The following is an 18,018-nucleotide window of genomic DNA, read 5'->3' as shown; positions in this document are numbered from 1 at the left end:
CACCGTCGGGGTGAGAATATCGCATGGCGCGGCACGGGTGCGCGCATCGTTTGATGATCCGAATGTGGTGTCGTGTGCCGGGCTGGTGCCTGTGATGGCTCTGGCGCAGCGGTGTGACCTGCACGGTGTCGTCGATGCCCGGCTGCGTGTGCCCACGGATAAGGGGTCCAACGCGTCGGGGAAGGTCGCCGCGATCGTGGCGGGCATGGTGACCGGCGCAGACTCGATCGACGACCTGGACGTACTGCGTCATGGCGGCATGCCGACGCTGTTCGACGGCGTGTACGCGCCGTCGACGCTGGGCTCGTTCCTGCGGGCGTTCACCCACGGCCACGTCCGGCAGTTGCAGGCCGCGGGACGGCAGTTCCTGGTCCGACTGGCCGGGCAGGCGCCACTGTTGCCCAGCGCCGGCGCGGTCACGTTCATCGACGTCGACTCGCTGCTGCGGCGGGTCTACGGCAAGCAGAAACAGGGCGCAGCGTTCGGTCACGCCAAGGTCGGCGGCTACCAGGTGCTGCTGCGTGGCCTGAACCCGCTCGTCGCCACGATCAGCACCCCCGACGCGGCGCCGGTGATCGCCGCGACCCAGTTACGCGCCGGCAACGCCGGTTCCGCCCGCGGCGCGGCCGCGCTGGCCGCCGAGGCCATCGCCACCACCAGGGCAGTTCTGGCAGCCCAGGCAGCCCGCAGCGCCGTGCCGGCGACCACGGCGACGGCGGCGACGACGACGGCGGCGGCGGCGACGGCGACGACGGCGGCGGCGGCGACGGCGACGGCGGCGAGTGAGATCGTGCTCCGCGCGGACTCGGCGTTCTACTCCCGCACGGTTATCGCCGCCTGCCGCCGGGCCCGGGTGCGGTTCTCGATCACGGTCCGCATCGACGCCAAGGTCCGCAGGGCGATCGCCACGATCGGCGAGGACACCTGGACCGAAATCCGCTACCCGCAACCGGTCTGGGACGAGGACCAGCAACGGTTCATCTCCCGCGCACAGATCTCCGAAACCGCATACACCGCGTTCGAAGGCACCCGCCACGAGGTCACCGCCCGGCTCATCGCGCGCCGCGTCCCCGACCTGAAGAAGTCCACAGTGGATGGCCAAGGTGTGCTGTTCACCGTGTGGCGACACCACGCCGCGTTCACCGACAGCCCCTACATCCTGGTCCAGGCCGAAGCCCAGCACCGTGGCCACGCCATCATCGAACAGGTCTTCGCCGAACTCATCGACGGCCCCCTCGCCCATCTACCGTCGGGCCGGTTCAACGCCAACAACGCCTGGCTGACCTGCATCGCCATCGCCCACAACCTCACCCGCGCCGCCGCCACCCTTGCCGGCCGACCCCACCACACCGCCCGCGCCGCCACCATCCGCCGGCAACTGATCGACGTCGCCGGCCGGATCAGCCGACACGCCCGCGCCGTCACCATCCACCTGCCGCAACACTGGCCCTGGCAACACAACTGGCTACGCCTGTTCACCACCGCGCACGCCCCACCCGCCTGACCCTCCACACAGGACAGTCACACGCAGCCGACGCCGCCAACCACAACGCCAGACCCCCACCAAGCCAACGAGCACGCCGGCAACCCGGCCGGCCACCCCAGCACGCCCCGACCACCACCCAAGATCATGAGCTCAGGCGAGCCGAACGTCGAAACCTCGTCGGGGTGGATCAGGGCTAAGTTGACAGACCTTTTTACAGACCCATAGTCCCGGTTGGGGGACTGTGGCCGTGTTCAAGGTCAGGGGTCAGGGCCTTTGGGTGGGTTGGGGTTATGTTGATGGTGGATGGGTCTGTTGTATTGGGGGTGGGGTGTTGACGGGTGCGCAGTGGTTGGGTCTGTGTCCGGTGTTGCGGCAGGTGCCGGCGGGGCGGGCGACGGTGGTTCGGTTGCGTTCGTTGGTGGGTGAGGTGGCTGAGGATGTGGTGGAGTATGCGCGTTCTCGTCCGGCTGATGGTGTGGTCCGGGTGGTGTTGGATGGGGATTTGTTGCGGGGGTCTGGGCTGGAGTTGGGTTTGGTGCCGTATGTGGCTGGGTTGTCGTCGTTGGTGCGTGCCGTGTTGGTGATCGATGCGGGTTTGGTGCGGCCGTTGCCGTCGGCGGCTGAGGCGTTTGCTGCGGTTGACGTTCTGGGTGTTCCGGTGGAGTTTCCGGTGGGGTTGCCGGTGGGGTTGCCGGTGGGGTTGCCGGTGGGGTTGCCGGTTGGTGTGGATGTTGGTGATGACAGCGGCCGGTTGGAGTATTGGGATGCTGGTGGTCGGCCGGTGTCGCGGCGGTCTGCGGTGTCGGTGTGGTTGTGGCCTCGTGGGTATGTTGCGGGAAGCGGCGCTGCCGATCTGTCGTTGGGGACCGGCTTGTTGGGGACCGGCTCGTTGGGGCAGCCTGTGCTCGACCAGTTCGCCACGGACCAGCGGTTGGCAGGCCACGCGCTGGTCTCGCCGGCCAACACGTTCGGCGCGGGCGACGGGTCCGACCACGCCTTCCACGCCGCTACTCACGCCGCTACTCACGCCGCTACTCACGCCGCTACTCACGCCGCCACTGACGCCGCTACTCACGCCGCCGCTGACGCCGCCACTCGCGTTGTTGCCGGTGGGGGCACCGTCGGGCGTGGGGGGCGCGGTCGGGGGGTGAAACGTCGGCGGTCTGTTCAGGGTTCGGTGCAGGGTTCGGTGCAGGGGTCGTCGGGGCGGGTGGAGCGGGTGGAGGTGGTGTGGGCGGCCGATTCTGTTGATGTTGTTGAGGCTGTCGAGGGTCGTTTCGGGCGGCCGGTGACGCCGCCGGGTCGGCCTGATATTGACGGTGGTGGTTCGTTGGGGTTCGCGGCGGTGGGTGTGGAGTTGGAGTTGCCGCGGTTGAAGCTGGCTCGTCCGAAGCGGTCGGGTGGTGGTCTGTTGCTGGGTACGGGGAAGTTCACCGAACTGGTGATGGACGGTCTGTATCGTGACGTGCCGGAGATTGTCACGGTTCCGGTTGGGTTGTTCGGGGACCGGCCGGGCCGGCCTGCCCGGGTTGAGGTGTTCGGGGAGGTGCGGCGGTGGGCGGCGGCGTTGCTGGCCGTCCCGGTGGACGGCCAGCGTCTCGACAGGCTCACCGAGGAGGTCATCGCCGAAGGTCGCGGGTTGGTGCTGGAGCCCAGGTTGGCTGGGACGTTGGTGGTTCCCGATCCCGACGAACCGAGCATCGACGTGGACTACAGCGTGGGTGTGCCGGTCACCCGGCTCGCCGAATTTCTCCGTCTTGCGCTTGAGCGGGCCCGGACGGTGCCGGCGTTCTTTGAGATCACCGCCGCCATGCAGCACACGGTTGACGCGTTGGACTACGCACGGCACGAGGCCGGTCGGCTGCTGCCCGAAGACCCGGGCTCGGCTGAGGTCCTGTCCGGGTTCCTGGCGCTGCTCTACACCCAGATCGCGGCCTTCCTGCACGTCTTCGACGATGACGACAAGGCCGGCAATCCCAAGAGATACACGCTGCTGATGTCCCGTACCTCGATGTCGGGCATCCGCGCGGCCCTGCCCGACGGCCTGGCCGGCATGCTCAAAGAGCATGTGGCAGACCTGATCGACCGCTTCGCGGCACACTTCAACAACCACAACGCAACCTTCGTCGGCCGTGTCGCCCGCAACGATGTGGACACCATCTTCCGCCAGCGACCGTACGGATACGACTTCACGCCGTACCAGTACCTCCGAGCCGCGCTGGGGGCCGGCACCAAACCCATCCACCAGGACAGGCTCCTCGTCCACACGTACTTCCCCGTAACCGACCGCGCCGGCGGGCATCACCTGGCCATCCTCGAAATGCGGTATGCCCTCGGTCAGAACGCCACTGTCGACGAAGCCCTCGACTACGTCGAACAACTCAGCACCCTCCTGGCCCCCCTCCACGACCGCGACATAAGCGACACCCCCACCACGCCGCACGCCGGACCCCACCTGCCGGCCCCGACCAGCCAACCGCTGACCAGCCAACCGTTCGAGCCGGGCGGCGACCCCATCCATCCACGCCGGCCGACCGTCCCCACCCACACCCACACCCACAGCGACACCGGCAGCGGCAGTGACACCGACATGCCTGACGCGCTGCCACCGGCCAGCCCAGCCAGTCCCACGGTCAGTGATCCGCCCCTGCTCGTGGTGACTGCTCTCACCGCGATCCACACGCTGGAACGCGGCACCGCCGACCCGGTTCAGCGCACGTCGGTCGAGACCGCGGCACGGTTGTGGACACACATGTTCACCACCCCCGGGAACTTCTCACCCACCGACGTCACCGGCATCGTCGCGTCCGAGGACCCAGCCGGAAGCGGGGAATCCCCGACCCGGCCCGGGTGGCTCGGACATACCAGCACCTCAAACTGCTGCGGTTGGCAGGCCTGGCCCGACAGGTATCCCACTCCGCCGGCGGCGTGCGCTACCGGCCCGGCCTGCCCCGCACATGGCAAACCAGCGAACACCAACAGATCCAACACTGGACCGGCCAACTCCCCGACCCCGGCCGTACCACCGCCCAACAGCGGATCCCCCCCACCACCACAGCCGACCCACCGCCCGTCCCCGCCACCATCGATACAGCACTGCAGAAAACCCCCAATGTGGTTGCCGCGACCGCGCTGCGGTTGTGGGCAGCCCTGCTCACCACGCCGCAAGCGGTCAGCGTCGACGACATCGCCGCCGGGGACCTGGGCCCGCTCAACATCAACTCGGCGTCCGCCGCTAGCAGCTACCTGTGGGCGTTGCAGGCCCAGGGGATGGTCAAGGAAGCCGCCCGTGCCGGGAACCGTCAATTCCGCACGGCGGTGATGCCACCCGGCGGTGCCTGGACCGACGAGGACCGGCGGAAGATACGGGTCTGGGCCGACAGGCTCCCCGAGTCCGACCACAACTGGGCCCGCAAGCGGATCGACGCACCCGGCCAGGTCATCACCACCACCACCACCACCACCACCACCGCAGCCGACCCACCGCCCGTCCCCACCACCATCAATACAGCACTGCAGAAAACCCCCAATGTGGATGCCGCGACCGCGCTGCGGTTGTGGGCAGCCCTGCTCACCAAGCCGGAAGCGGTCAGCGCCGACCACATCGCCGCCGGGAACCTGGGCCCGCTCAACATCAACACGGCACCCACCGCTAGCCACTACCTGCGGGCGTTGCAGGCCCAGGGGATGGTCAAGGAAGCCGCCCGTGACGGGCACCGTCGACTCCGCACGGCGGTGCTGCCACCCGGCGGTGCCTGGACCGACGAGGACCGGCGGAAGATACGGGACTGGGCCGACGAGCTCCCCGAGTCCGACCAGGACTGGGCCCTCCAGCGGATCGACGCACCCGGCAAAGTCATCACCACCACCACCACCACCGCAGCCGACCCACCGCCCGTCCCCACCACCATCAATACAGCACTGACCGAAACCCCCGAGGTGGCTGCCGCGACCGCGCTGCGGTTGTGGGCAGCCCTGCTCACCACGCCGGAAGCGGTCAGCACCGACGACATCATCGCCGGGGACCTGGGCCCGCTCAACATCAACACGGCGTCCACCGCTAGCAGGTACCTGGGGGCGTTGCAGGCCCAGGGGATGGTCGAGAAAGTCGCCGGTGCCGGGCCCCGTCGACTCCACACGGCGGTGATGCCACCCGGCGGTGCCTGGACCGACGAGGACCGGCGGAAGGTACGGGACTGGGCCGACAGGCTCCCCGAGTCCGACCAGGACTGGGCCCGCAAGCGGATCGACGCACCCGGCAAAGTCATCACCGCCGCCACCACCGAAGCTTCCACCAGTTCGCCAAAGCCTGCCAAACGTCGCCGAACCATCCCCACCACCACCACCACCGCCACCACCACCACCGAAGCCGACCCACCGCCCGTCCCCACCACCATCAATACAGCACTGCAGAAAACCCGCGGGGTGAATGCCGCGACCGCGCTGCGGTTGTGGGCAGCCCTGCTCACCAAGCCGCAAGCGGTCAGCACCGACATCATCGCCGACGGGAAACTGGGCCCGCTCAACATCAACTCGACGGCCACCGCCGGCAGGTACCTGCGGGCGTTGCAGGCCCAGGGGATGGTCAAGGAAGCCGCCCGTGACGGGAACCGTCAACTCCACACGGCGGTGATGCCACCCGGCGGCGCCTGGACCAACGAGGACCGGCGGAAGATACGGGTCTGGGCCGACAAGCTCCCCGAGTCCGACCACAACTGGGCCCGCAAGCGGATCGACGCACCCGGCCAGGTCATCACCACCACCACCACCACCGAAGCCGACCCACCGCCCGTCCCCACCACCATCAATACAGCACTGACCGAAACCCCCGAGGTGGTTGCCGCGACCGCGCTGCGGTTGTGGGCAGCCCTGCTCACCAAGCCGGAAGCGGTCAGCGCTGACCGCATCGCCGCCGGGGACCTGGGCCCGCTCAACATCAACACGGCACCCACCGCTGGCAGCTACCTGCGGGCGTTGCAGGCCCAGGGGATGGTCAAGGAAGCCGCCCGTGCCGGGAAGCGTCGACTCCACACGGCGGTGATGCCACCCGGCGGTGCCTGGACCAACGAGGACCGGCAGAAGGTACGGGACTGGGCCGACAAGCTCCCCGAGTCCGACCAGGACTGGGCCCTCCAGCGGATCGACGCACCCGGCCAGGTCATCACCACCACCCCCACCGAAGCCGACCCACCGCCCGTCCCCACCACCATCAATACAGCACTGACCGAAACCCGCAAGGTGGATGCCGCGACCGCGCTGCGGTTGTGGGCAGCCCTGCTCACCAAGCCGGAAGCGGTCAGCACCGACGACATCATCGCCGGGGACCTGGGCCCGCTCAACATCAACTCGGCGTCCGCCGCTAGCAGCTACCTGGGGGCGTTGCAGGCCCAGGGGATGGTCAAGGAAGCCGCCCGTGCCGGGAAGCGTCGACTCCGCACGGCGGTGCTGCCACCCGGCGGTGCCTGGACCGACGAGGACCGGCAGAAGATACGGGACTGGGCCGACAAGCTCCCCGAGCCCGACCAGGACTGGGCCCTCCAGCGGATCGACGCACCCGGCAAAGTCATCACCGCCGCCGCCACCACAGCTTCCACCAATTCGCCAAAGCCTGCCAAACGTCGCCGAACCATCCCCACCACCACCACCACCACCGCCGCCACCACCACCACCGCCACCACCGCCACCACCACCACCGCCACCGCCACCACCGCCACCACCGCCACCACCGCCGCCACGGCCGGCCCACCGCCCGTCCCCACCACCATCGCCCCGATCGTCGTCCCCACCGTCGACGGGACCCTGACGCCCACCAACCCCACCACCAACCCCACCACCAACCCCACCACCAACCCCACCACCAACCCCACCACCAACCGCATCGCCGGCCCCATCGCCGCCGACCGGGGTCTCACGCTGATCAGCGCAGACAACGGACGCAACAGCCCGAGCCGGATCGCGTTGCGCGATGCGGCTGCAACGCTACCGTTCCCAGTACTCGCCTTGAACGACCCGGCTGCGCTGCTGGACCTGATCGCTGCAGTCGAATGGCTCCGGTGGCGCGGCCAGGCACCGGTCGTGCTCGTCCCCCAGGGCGAGAACCCAGCAGTGGCACACGCACTGCAACAACAGCAGGTCGCGATCGTGTACCCGAGACCAAGAGGACTCGGACACGAATGGCACATACAGGGACCAGACCAACCAGCAGACCAACCAGCAGACCACCTCACCGAGACCGTCACCGAGACCTTTACCGAAGCGCAGCTGCGGCAGGCACTCGAACACGCCCACAACCTGTCCCAGCCCATGCCGATCCCGGACCGACCATCACCAGAACTGGCCGAGTTCCTGTCAGCCACCGACTGGTCCCACGCACAGCAGATACACACCACACACCACCAGGTGCTACACCAGGACGACGCACCACGGCAGATACGCGAGATCACCACCCGGTCACCCAACGACCACCGCCCGAAGATCTTCCAAGCAGTACTGGACCTAGCCCGTGCCGAACACGCCGACCTGGCCTTCAACTACCTGCAAACACCAGACCCAGCCGACCGGCAGCAGCTACTGCTCCGCAACACCCAACACGACAACGAACCGCCCGACCAGCACCGCGAAATGGACCTCTTCATCATCGCCGATCGGCGCAACCTCCTCGCCGAACTGATCAGATCAGCACGGACAACGGACACAAACACAAGCAACAGCGAAACCGCACTACAGATCGCAATGGAAATCACACTGAGCGGAAACACACTGACACTCACCGACACCGAACGCAACGCAATACGCTGCCTCGACGCCAACCGCCGCGATGAATGGCTGACCGACCGGCACAGAATCCTCAACCTCATCAACAACGAACTCGGACCAGCCGGCACAGACCTCATCAACACCATCCAGCAACTCGCAAAACTCGTAGTCCAATGTTGACCGCGGGTCTGTAAAACGAACGGCTCTGGCGCAGAAACGGTGGTACCCCGGTCGAATGTGGTCGATGGCTGGACGGAAGACTGACGGTGGTGCGATCTTGCTTGGGTCAGAACGTTGCTTCCGGAGCTGTCTTCGCTGGTCATCGATGAGGTGATCGATCAGGGCCGGGTTGTGAGGGTGCTGGCACGGACGCAGGGGTCGCCGGTGGGGTGCCCGACGTGTGGTGAGGTGACCTGGCGTGTACATGCCTACCACCCACGTTCCGCAGTTGAGCGGCGGTTCTAGTACTGCAACGGCGGTTTGTCACGTATGGTACTGTTCGAGCCGTTTGCGGTAGTGGCTTGCTTTCGCTTGTGCTTGCCGATGGCGGCGCCAGTCGGACCAGTACAGCACATGCGCGGCAACGGTCTGTCCAATGAGGACGATTTTGCCGAACAGGCGGCGGATCTCGTTGCTGGTCAACGGGATCAGTGTGTGCTCGCCGTCAACGGTGCCCCCTTTCCGGCTTCCACGGCCCGGGTAGCGACCAGGAACGCGGCGGCGAGCATGGCCAGGGTGATGTGGGCGTACCAGGCGTCGTAGCGGCGGGCCTGGTACTGATCGGTGCGACACGAGGTCGCACAGTTCCGAGTGAACGCGCAGGTAGGAGGCCGTCTATGGCGGTTGCGTGATTCTGGGCGAGTGTTCGACGCCTGTCTCCACCTCGACGTGCGTCGCGGGTAACTGCGGGGTGCGAAGCTCGGGGGCAGAAGCCCGAGGGTCTCCGATTCGTCCGGTGACTACAGGCAAGGAGAAGGCCGGACGGGTGAACACCAGTGAACCCTCGATGACGCCTCGTGAATCAGACCCCCGGGTAGACGGAGTGTGACCGGGGAACAGGGCCCGGCCGTTGCAAGACGGCAGGCGGCGACCGGGGAAGATCAGTCGGTCGCGGGAACACCGCCGGCCTCGGGGTATAGAGGGCACCCAACCCGGCCGTGTCTCGGAGGTGCGGAACGTGGAAACCCCGTCCGGGTCCAGGTGCTCGATGCCTGGTAGGCCGACCGTAAGGGGAGCCGACGTTCTGGCGGGAACAGGATGCTCAAGAAGCGAATGCCGGTGCGCCGAAAGGCGGCAGGAAACCGCATCGCAAGGCCGTGCTCCTGACGGCTGGTGCGGATAACTGGCCGGATACCGGTCCTGGTGGCTGGGCCTGAAAGGGCGCTGACGTGAGCAGGTGGCTGGTGAAGACCGAGGTCGTGAGTCGTGGGAGCCGAGGGACAAGTTAGACACCGATGGTGAACGGACCCGAGGACGCATCCGTGATCTGGTCCACTGTGGACTGGCGAAGCTGCGAGGATGACGTACGACGACTGCGCAGGAGGATCTTCAAGGCGACGCGGGAGCAGGACTGGGCCAAGGTCCGGTCGTTGCAGAAGATGATGCTGCGGTCGTGGTCGAACGTGTTGGTCAGCGTCCGGCAGGCGACCCAGCGCAACGCAGGTCGCAAGACCGCAGGGGTGGACGGGGAGGTTGCGCTGACCTCCGCGGCGCGGATGGAGTTGGCGGTGCGGGTGCACCGCTCGACGACGTCCTGGCAGCCCCTGCCGGTCAGGCGCGTGTATATCCCGAAAGCCAATGGAAAGCTGCGCGGGCTCGGCATTCCGGCGATCATGGACCGCTGCCATCAGGGCAGGGTCCGCAACGCGCTGGAGCCCGAGTGGGAAGCACGGTTCGAGCCCCGTTCGTATGGGTTCAGGCCGGGACGTGGCTGTGCTGACGCGATCGCGTCCCTGTTCACGACGTTGCGTGGTCCAACCGCGAAACGGACATGGATTCTGGACGCCGATCTCACCGCCGCGTTCGACAAGATTGATCACAATCACCTTCTGGCGGCGCTCGGGTCGTTCCCGGCCAGGGACATGATTCGGGCGTGGCTGAAGGCGGGCGTGTTCGAGCACGGCAAAGGGTTCGCGCCAACCGATGAGGGAAGTCCTCAGGGTGGGGTGATCACGCCCCCAACGCAATGGGCAACTTGCGCGATGGTCGCCCTCCGTGTCGGTGGTGTCGGCTCGTTCTCGGGTGGGGATGCTGTGCCGGATCGTGATCTTCTCTGGTCCGATGAGGACGTTTTTGACCAGCAGGCGCAGAACCCGTTGCCGTTCAACAACTTCCGCTGTTCGGGCGTTGGCGCGGAGGTGGGCGAGGAAACTCTCGAGGTTGTCGGCGAGTTTGAGGTAGGCGTCGCGGTCGGCCAGCTGGGCGTCGAGGGCCTGGATCTGGTTGCGGGCGTTGGTTTCCCGTGCCCGCAGGCCGGGCATCCGGCTGCGTAGTTCATCGAGGGTGATCAGCTGTTCGGAGTATGCCTCGATCATGCGGGTGATCGCGGTGGTGGCGCTGGCCAGTCCAAGTTCGAGGCGTTTGCGCTGCTTGCGCGCGGGATCGCTGGTACGGGCCTGTTCGAGGCGCTTGTCGATTTCGGCTGCGATCAACTGTGGATCGGCGAGCAGGCCGGTGATGTGGTCCCAGACCACGGTGTCGAGGTAGTCGGCACGCACCGGCTGGTTGTGGCAGACCCGGCCGCCTTCGTAGCGGTAGTTGTCCGAGCCCAGGCACCGATAGTAGTAGATCTTGTTGCCCGCCGATGTGGTGGTGTGGCTGCGGTAGTAGCCGTAGCCGCAGGCCGAGCACGCGGCCAGTCCTTGCAGCAGCGACGGTACCTTGCTGTTGCGGGAGGCGAAGCGCTGATTGTCTGCCAGGCGGCGGGCGGCACGGTCGAACGTGTCCGCTGCGATGATGGCCGGGACCGGGATGGCTATCCACTCTTCTTGGGGCCTGTCAACGGTTCTGCTCGCTCGTGGGGTGCTACGTCCTTGCCTGCGGGCGACCCGGTTGAGGCCAGCCGGGTCGTGCGCGACTTGGGTCTTGCCGAACATTGCCGTGCCCGCGTAGGCGGGATTGCGCAGCATCGCCCACACCACGGAGCGGTCCCAGCGGGTCTTGCCCGTGCGGGTCGGTACACCTTGGCCGGTCAGCCAGCGGGTCAGGCCGGCGATCGTGGCGCCCTCGTCGGTGTAGCGGCGGAACATTTCGGCGACCAGTGCCGCCTCAGCCTCGACAATCTCGTAGCAGGCGCCGGCCTCGGGGGTCTTGCGCAGGTAGCGGTAGCCGAACGGAGCACCGCCGAGGACGTTGACCGACCCAGACCGGGCGCGGAACGTCTTGCCCCGCCGGTAGCGTTCCATCAGCTGAGCCTTCTCGTACTCGGCGAACATGCCCTGGAACTGCACCAGGAGCTGGTCTTCGGGGCTGTCCCCGCGCGGGCCGCGCACGAACTCCACCCGGGTGCCGGCGCGGGCGAACTCCTCGATCAGTAGGGCCTGGTAGGCGAACTTGCGGGCCAGTCGGTCCGGCGCGTAGACCAGCACCACGTCCACGCCCACCGAGGCCACCAGGTCACGCAGCCGTTCCAGCCCAGGACGTAGCAACGTGGCCCCGGAGTGGCCCTCGTCCTCGAACACCCACTCCTCAGGCAGTTCGACGCCCAACTGCCCGGCGTGCGTGCGCAGCGCCGCGGTCTGCGAGCCGATCGTCTCGTCCTTCTTCTGCCGGGCCGAGGACACCCGGGCGTAGATCGCTGCACTCGTCATTGGACGCTCCCTTCTGACCGGCCCGGACGCGGGCCCGGCGTGGTGGCACCAAGATGGCGTAGGCCGCGGAGACGTCCGCGGCCGCGTGACGGTCGAAAACGACCTCGACTTCGACACCGCGCCGGCTCATTCCGTTGCACGCCAACGCTTCCGGCACAGCAGCGACGGCCGCAACCGTGCCGCCACCGGGAAAGTCCAGACAAAGGCCGTCCCGGCCCCGGCGCCCCAACGCGCCCAGGCCAGCTGCGCAGCCGCGGACCGGCCGACCATGACATCAACATACTTACATCAATGCGACTTATCGACCGCGACACGCCGCTCACGCTCCACTCGCCGATAACGCAGCGTCACATCGAACGAGAAGTTGCCCATTGCGTTGGGGGCGTGAGGATGCCCCCTTGCGGGGCACCGGTGCGGCTGTCCCGTAGCGCGCCGTCCTCACCGAGGATGCCCGCCTTGAGAAACGCCTTCACCAAGGCCAGGACGCGTTTGTCTCCGATCCGATGACGCACCCGCTCCAGCAGAGGAGCGTGCGAGATCTCGTCGAAGCACGCCGTGATGTCACCTTCGACAATCCACTCGTAAGTGTTGTTGACGAACATGACCGTCTCAGCGATCGCATCATGAGCCCGGCGCCCGGGGCGGAACCCGTAGCTGCACGGGAGGAAATCCGCCTCGAAAATCGGCTCCAGCACCAGCTTCAAGGATGCCTGGACCACCCGGTCGGTGATGGTGGCGATCCCCAGACGACGCAGCTTGCCGCCAGCCTTGGGAATCATCCGCTCACGCACCGGCAACGGGCGGAAACTACGGTCCTTCAACGAGGTCCGCAGCCCGTCGAGGAACTCCTCGACGCCCTGTCCGACCTGGATGGACACGGCGGTTCGCCCGTCAACCCCGGCCGTGCGTGCCCCTTTGTTGCCCCGCACCCGATCCCACGCCACCAACAGGAAGGCAGGATCGGCGACGAGATTGAACAAATCATCGAACCTGCGATGAGGATCATCACCGGCCCATCGGTGCAGTTTGGTCTGGATCTTCAGTACCCGAAGCTCGGCGCGGAACAGCGCCGACTCCAACTCATCGGTATTCACCGACGAACCTCCCGACATTCCAGCGTCCGCCCTGCTGACTTGCTGGCCCCCTTCGCCATGTACGCGCCTCTCGCGCGCCCGGACTACTACGGAGCCTCCGCCCTGCCCGACGACCATCAGCCGGCAACGAGCCTGCCCACCACCCAGGGCGATTGCGTAGTCCGGTGACAGCCTCTTGAGCTGGGGGTCTACGCGGTGCGCGGCCACTGCGAGGGCGGTAGAGACGGGTGAGATCACATAGGTGATCATGAAGTTCTCTACGCTGCACAACACCCCGAGGACCTCACCCGCCGATGGCATCATCGCTCATCTCCGCACTCGCCGTCACCGCGCCCACCCCCACCACCCAGACTGTGCCGGTCACCGATGGTGAACGCGGTGGTCTCCTGCACGCCCTCGCCGCGGTTCCGGACCCGCGTGACCCACGCGGTGTGCGGTACCCGCTGACCGCACTGCTGGCGGTCGCTGTGTGCGCGGTGCTGGGCGGGGCGTCGTCGTTCGCCGCGATCACCGACTGGCTGCACGACCTGGACGAACAGGCCAAGGCCAGGCTCGGGTTCACCCGCGGCAGCCCGGTCGGCACGACGGTGTGGCGGCTCCTGACCCGCCTGGACGCCGAACTGCTGTCCACGGCCCTGGCCGCCTGGCTGCGCACCCGGACCCGACCTGCCCCCGCCACGCCACGCAGGTACCGCACGGTCGTCGCCGTGGACGGTAAGACCCTCCGCGGCGCCCGGCGTCCGGGCGGCGGCCAGATGCACCTGCTGTCCGCACTGGACACCAGCACTGGCGTCGTCCTGGCCCAGGTCACCGTGGACGCCAAATCCAACGAGATCCCGGCGTTCGCACCACTGCTGGACGCCGTCACAGCCGTGCTCGGCGACCTGACCGGAGTGCTGTTCGTCGCCGACGCCCTGCACACCCAAACCAGCCACGCCCGCGAGATCAACACCCGCGGCGCACACCTACTGGTCCAGGTCAAAGCCAACCAGCCGACCCTGCACAACCAGCTCAAACGCCTGCCCTGGGCACAGATACCGGTCGGGAACCGCACCCGCGACACCGGCCACGGCCGCCGTGAGACCCGCACCGTCAAAGCCGTCACGCTGCACACCCCCGGCGGCATCAGCTTTCCCTACGCTCAGCAGGCCATCCGGATCACCAGAACCCGCACCACCAACGGAAAAACCAGCCGCGAAACCGCCTACCTGACCATCAGCCTGGCCGCTGGCCACGCCCAGCCCCGCGACCTGCAGGACTGGATCCGCCGCCACTGGCACATCGAAAACCGCGTCCACCACGTGCGCGACGTGACGTTCCGTGAAGACCTCCACCAAGCCCGGACCGGTACCGGACCCGCCGTCATCGCCACCCTGCGCAACACCGCAATCGGCTACCACCGAACCAACGACGCACCCAACATCGCCCGAGCCACCAGACACGCCAACCGCCGATCACACGACCTCATCAACGCCGTGACCAGCAGCTACCCGACTACGCAATGACCCTGGCCCACCACCGTCCTGGATGGACAGTGGGACGGGCGACCGCGGACAGTTCCCACGTTCACGTGACATCGATTGACCAGGTCGGTGGCCAGCTCTACCCCGACAGCATCGCCACACCTACGCCGCAGACCTTCAATGTGGCCTCCCCACCGACGGATTCACTCGGCTTCGGAGTTGACCCATGTCAACAGCCCACGGGTCACGCACTGCACCCCGGCCCATATCCACCAGATTTGAGCCGGCACTCTTCTTACGGGGCGTCAACCGCTGGTTCACTCACGTTCCACCTTCTGATCTCGCTTGCCGAACCCGGCCCGTCTGGCAGTGCCAGGCCGTCCCGGCGTTGTCGGGGCTGCTTCCCGCCCTCCCCGGCGTCCCCCGGATCAGGCTGCCCCCAGCTGCACTACATCGCTGCGACGATGCAGCGGGAAGGTCTCCCACCTCCCTCGATGCCACGCACCTCGTGGCGCACAAACCCGTAGGAACATGGGAGGAAGTCCGCCTCGAAGATCGGCTCCAACACCAGCTTCACGGATGCCTGAACCACCCGGTCGGTGATCGTGGCGATCCCCAACCGGCGCAACTTACCGCCAGGCTTCGGGATCATCCGTTCCCGCACCGGCAGCGGCCGGAAACTACGGTCCTTCAACGAGGCCCGCAGCCCGTCGAGGAACTCCTCGACCCCGACGCGCAGCACGATGGACAAGGCGGTCCGCCCGTCCACCCCAGCGGTCCTGGCACCCTTGTTGCTCCGCACTCGATCCCACGCCACCAGCAGGAACGCGGGATCGGTGACAAGGTTGAACAGGTCGCCGAACTGGCGATGAGGATCATCACGAGCCCAACGGTGCAGCTTGGTCTGGATCTCCAGTACCCGATCCTCAGCCCGCAACAGAGCCAACTCCGGATCGTCGGTATTCACCGGCGACACCCCTCCTGGCATTCCAACATCCGCCCTGCCGACTTGCTGGCCCCCTTCGCCCTGCGTCCGGCTCTCCCGAACCCCGACGACGGGTCGTCACGCCCGCGACTACTACGAGGCCTCCGCCCCGACCGGTCACCCAATCAGCGGCAACACGCCTGCCGACCCCCGTCCTGGACGGATGGGGGCTCGGCGAACGCCGGTCGGTTCCCACGTTCACCACATCGATCGATCAGCCAGGGAGGCGCCCAGCTCTACTCCGGCAGCATCGCCACGGCTACGCCGCAGACCTTCACCATGGCCTCCCCACCGCCGGAGCTAAACGGCTTCGGAGTCGACCAACACCAGCAGGAGCGTGTTGATCGTGCGCTGCTCACCGGCCCATATCCACCAGGTTGGAGCCGGCTTCGCTCTTACGGAGCGTCAAACACTGGTTCACTCGCGTTACACCTTCTGGCCTCGCCTTGACGAGCCCGCACCGTCTGGCAGCCCCAGCACGTCCCGCCTTCGTCAGGGCCGCTTGCCACCCTCACCGCCATTGCGCGGATCAGGCTGCCCTCAGGCTTCAACCGGGCCGCTGCGACGACCCGGCGGGAAGGTCTCTCACCCTCCTCGATCAATCAGCGCTACGTGGCGCACAGCTCCGCCGCGAAGAAACTTGCTGCGGACTTCAGGATCTGGTTCGCCCGCCGCAGCTCACGATTCTCCCGCTCGAGGGCGGCGATGCGCTCCGCGTCGCTGCTGGTTGCGCCCGGCCGCTCGCCTGCATCGGTCTCCGCCTTCTTCACCCAGGTACGCAACGCCTCCGGATGAATCCCGAGCTGGTCGGCGATCCGCCGGATCGCTCCCGCCGCGCCGGCCGGGTCCCGGCGGGCCTCGACCGCCAACCGGGTCGCACGCTCACGCAGATCATCCGGGTACTTCTTCGGTGCGGGCATCGCTGATCTTCCTCCCAGATTTCGATGTCTCCATCAAACCCGGTGCGGAACAGACCGCATCCTGGGCCGGGATGTGTCCCGGCAACCACGAATCGGCCGGGAAACACCACGGCGGCGCCACCCGCAAAGGCGACCCATGGCTCCGCGGCGCCCTCGGTGAAGCCGCCGCCGCGGCCAGCCGCAGCAAAGACACCTACCTCCAAGCCCGCTACCGACGCATCGCCAGCAGACGCGGCACCAAACGCGCCGTCTGTCAGCGCTCACCGAATGTTCCCGTCGGGGTCTGATTCGCTCACGTAATTGGGTTCTGGCGATGATCTTGTGGTCCAGAGAAGTTAGTCGCTGAGCAGGATTCGGCGACGCAGGAGATCGAAGCCAGCCCGGCCATACATAGATCGTTTTATTGTTTTGATTCTGTTTACGGCGCCCTCGACCGCGCCGGAGCTCCAGATCATGGTCATGCCAGCGATGACCGCGTCCAGGTCGCGGCGCAGGCCGGTGGCCAGAGAGTGCAGGGCAGGCAGGTTGTCGGCCTGCACCCGCAGCATCCAGTCGGATAGGCGGTCGCCGCGGTGCTTGTTCATGAGGTCGGCGAAGTCGCGGACGTGGCAGGCAAGGGCCTGGAGCTCAGGGCAGCTCGTGAGTACGTCGGCAAGTTGGGCGTGCTGGTCCGGGGCCAGGCGCTGCGGGTCGGTCATGATCCAGCGGGTGATGTGACGCGGTTTCGGGACCGCCGGCCGGGTCGGTCGCGGCGCGGTGGGGACGGCTGCCCGCAAGGGGTGGAGCCAGCGGCGGATCGTCTGGACGCTGCCGGTGAACCCGAGGGCGGCCAGCTCGGCGTGCAGGACGGCGGCGTTGGTGACGCCGGCAGCGAACCGAGAGTCCAGGTGTTGGGTGTAGCCATCGAGCAGGCTGGCCCGGTTGACGGCCTTGACGAGCAGTTCGTCGAGGGTGGCGGCGCGGGCAAAGCGACGCACGGTGCCGCGTTCCAGCTCGAGCCGCCGGCCGATCTCGGCCAGTGAGGCGCCGTCGGCCAGCAGTTGCTGCACCGCGGTATAGCGCTCGCGAGTGCGCACGACCAGCGACCGCTCGCGACCGCACACGTCGAGCGACCCGTCCGGCACGGCTGCTGCTGGTTCGGCGTCGGGGGTGGGCTCCGAGCTGGCATCGGGAGCCGGGCTGGTGGCCGGCCCGACTTCGGCGGTCATCGCGGCCCGGACGCAGGCGTGATGCGCGGTGACGGTCTTGTCCACGGCTTCGCCCACGTTGTGCCAAATATGCCATCTGTCCGCGACTTGGATTGCATCTGGTGCACCCGCACGGGCGCCTTCGGAGTAGGCGCCGGCCCGATCCCGGCAGATTATCTCCGCTCCGGGATGCTCCTGAAGCCAGGCGGTGAGGGGTTCGGCGGTGCGGCCAGGCAGTACGTCGACTGGGCGGTGGGTGTCCATGTCCAGCATAAGAAACAACCCTGGGGTTCCCGGGTGTGCTGGCCAGTACTGGAG

General features: G+C 67.3%; 9 protein-coding genes and 3 pseudogenes. 5 read left to right on the top strand and 7 right to left on the bottom strand.

Annotated features, from left to right (window positions below; translation table 11 throughout):
* Positions 1-10: 10 nt before the first annotated feature.
* Positions 11-1,504 carry an IS1380 family transposase gene (locus tag ACQEVZ_RS59590; protein ID WP_433385878.1) on the top strand — a complete coding sequence of 498 codons (1,494 nt, stop codon included), beginning with the start codon at positions 11-13 and terminating at the stop codon, positions 1,502-1,504.
* A gap of 3,096 nt (positions 1,505-4,600) precedes the next feature.
* Positions 4,601-8,422 carry a hypothetical protein gene (locus ACQEVZ_RS59585; protein ID WP_433385875.1) on the top strand — a complete coding sequence of 1,274 codons (3,822 nt, stop codon included), beginning with the start codon at positions 4,601-4,603 and terminating at the stop codon, positions 8,420-8,422.
* 303 nt (positions 8,423-8,725) lie between these two features.
* Here ACQEVZ_RS59585 and ACQEVZ_RS59580 read toward each other — a convergent pair whose 3' ends face one another.
* Together ACQEVZ_RS59580 and ACQEVZ_RS59575 are read right to left on the bottom strand one after the other, a co-directional pair.
* Positions 8,726-8,884: a hypothetical protein gene (locus tag ACQEVZ_RS59580; protein WP_392809804.1), complete on the bottom strand. Its 159-nt coding sequence runs from the start codon at positions 8,882-8,884 to the stop codon at positions 8,726-8,728.
* A 5-nt stretch (positions 8,885-8,889) separates the two neighbouring features.
* Positions 8,890-9,024 (bottom strand): annotated as a pseudogene (locus ACQEVZ_RS59575) (IS701 family transposase); the annotation flags it as partial.
* Between the two features lie 672 nt (positions 9,025-9,696).
* Here ACQEVZ_RS59575 and ACQEVZ_RS59570 point away from each other — a divergent pair.
* Positions 9,697-10,734, top strand: a complete 1,038-nt coding sequence (locus ACQEVZ_RS59570; protein WP_433386230.1) for a reverse transcriptase N-terminal domain-containing protein — start codon at positions 9,697-9,699, stop codon at positions 10,732-10,734.
* A 195-nt stretch (positions 10,735-10,929) separates the two neighbouring features.
* On the opposite strand, the pseudogene ACQEVZ_RS59565 reads toward ACQEVZ_RS59570, so the two are convergent.
* Both ACQEVZ_RS59565 and ACQEVZ_RS59560 read right to left on the bottom strand, forming a co-directional pair.
* A pseudogene (locus ACQEVZ_RS59565) lies at positions 10,930-12,051 on the bottom strand (recombinase family protein); the annotation flags it as partial.
* 347 nt (positions 12,052-12,398) lie between these two features.
* Complete coding sequence (locus ACQEVZ_RS59560; RefSeq protein ID WP_433385871.1) at positions 12,399-13,145, bottom strand: reverse transcriptase domain-containing protein; 747 nt, start codon at positions 13,143-13,145, stop codon at positions 12,399-12,401.
* A gap of 293 nt (positions 13,146-13,438) precedes the next feature.
* Between ACQEVZ_RS59560 and ACQEVZ_RS59555 the strand changes: the two genes are divergently transcribed.
* The gene (locus ACQEVZ_RS59555; RefSeq protein ID WP_433384086.1) at positions 13,439-14,650 is read left to right on the top strand and encodes an ISAs1 family transposase; all 1,212 of its coding nucleotides are present in this window, start codon (positions 13,439-13,441) and stop codon (positions 14,648-14,650) included.
* A 406-nt stretch (positions 14,651-15,056) separates the two neighbouring features.
* Here ACQEVZ_RS59555 and ACQEVZ_RS59550 read toward each other — a convergent pair whose 3' ends face one another.
* Both ACQEVZ_RS59550 and ACQEVZ_RS59545 read right to left on the bottom strand, forming a co-directional pair.
* On the bottom strand, positions 15,057-15,575 hold the full coding sequence (locus tag ACQEVZ_RS59550) for a hypothetical protein (RefSeq protein ID WP_433385868.1): 519 nt from the start codon (positions 15,573-15,575) through the stop codon (positions 15,057-15,059).
* A gap of 650 nt (positions 15,576-16,225) precedes the next feature.
* Positions 16,226-16,513, bottom strand: a pseudogene (locus ACQEVZ_RS59545) (transposase); the annotation flags it as partial.
* On the opposite strand from ACQEVZ_RS59545, the gene ACQEVZ_RS59540 reads away from it, so the two are divergent.
* Positions 16,504-16,800 carry a transposase gene (locus tag ACQEVZ_RS59540; RefSeq protein WP_433385865.1) on the top strand — a complete coding sequence of 99 codons (297 nt, stop codon included), beginning with the start codon at positions 16,504-16,506 and terminating at the stop codon, positions 16,798-16,800. The pseudogene ACQEVZ_RS59545 and the gene ACQEVZ_RS59540 sit on opposite strands and share 10 nt — an antisense overlap.
* Before the next feature lie 48 nt (positions 16,801-16,848).
* Here ACQEVZ_RS59540 and ACQEVZ_RS59535 read toward each other — a convergent pair whose 3' ends face one another.
* Positions 16,849-17,973 (bottom strand): ISL3 family transposase, encoded by a 1,125-nt coding sequence (locus ACQEVZ_RS59535; RefSeq protein ID WP_433385862.1) that lies wholly within the window; start codon positions 17,971-17,973, stop codon positions 16,849-16,851.
* Positions 17,974-18,018: the final 45 nt, after the last annotated feature.

The organism is Dactylosporangium sp. CA-152071, assembly GCF_050936335.1.
Classification (GTDB): Bacteria; Actinomycetota; Actinomycetes; order Mycobacteriales; family Micromonosporaceae; genus Dactylosporangium; species Dactylosporangium maewongense.
Note: the sequence above shows the minus strand (reverse complement) of the source record. Positions and strands in the feature narration are given on the sequence as shown.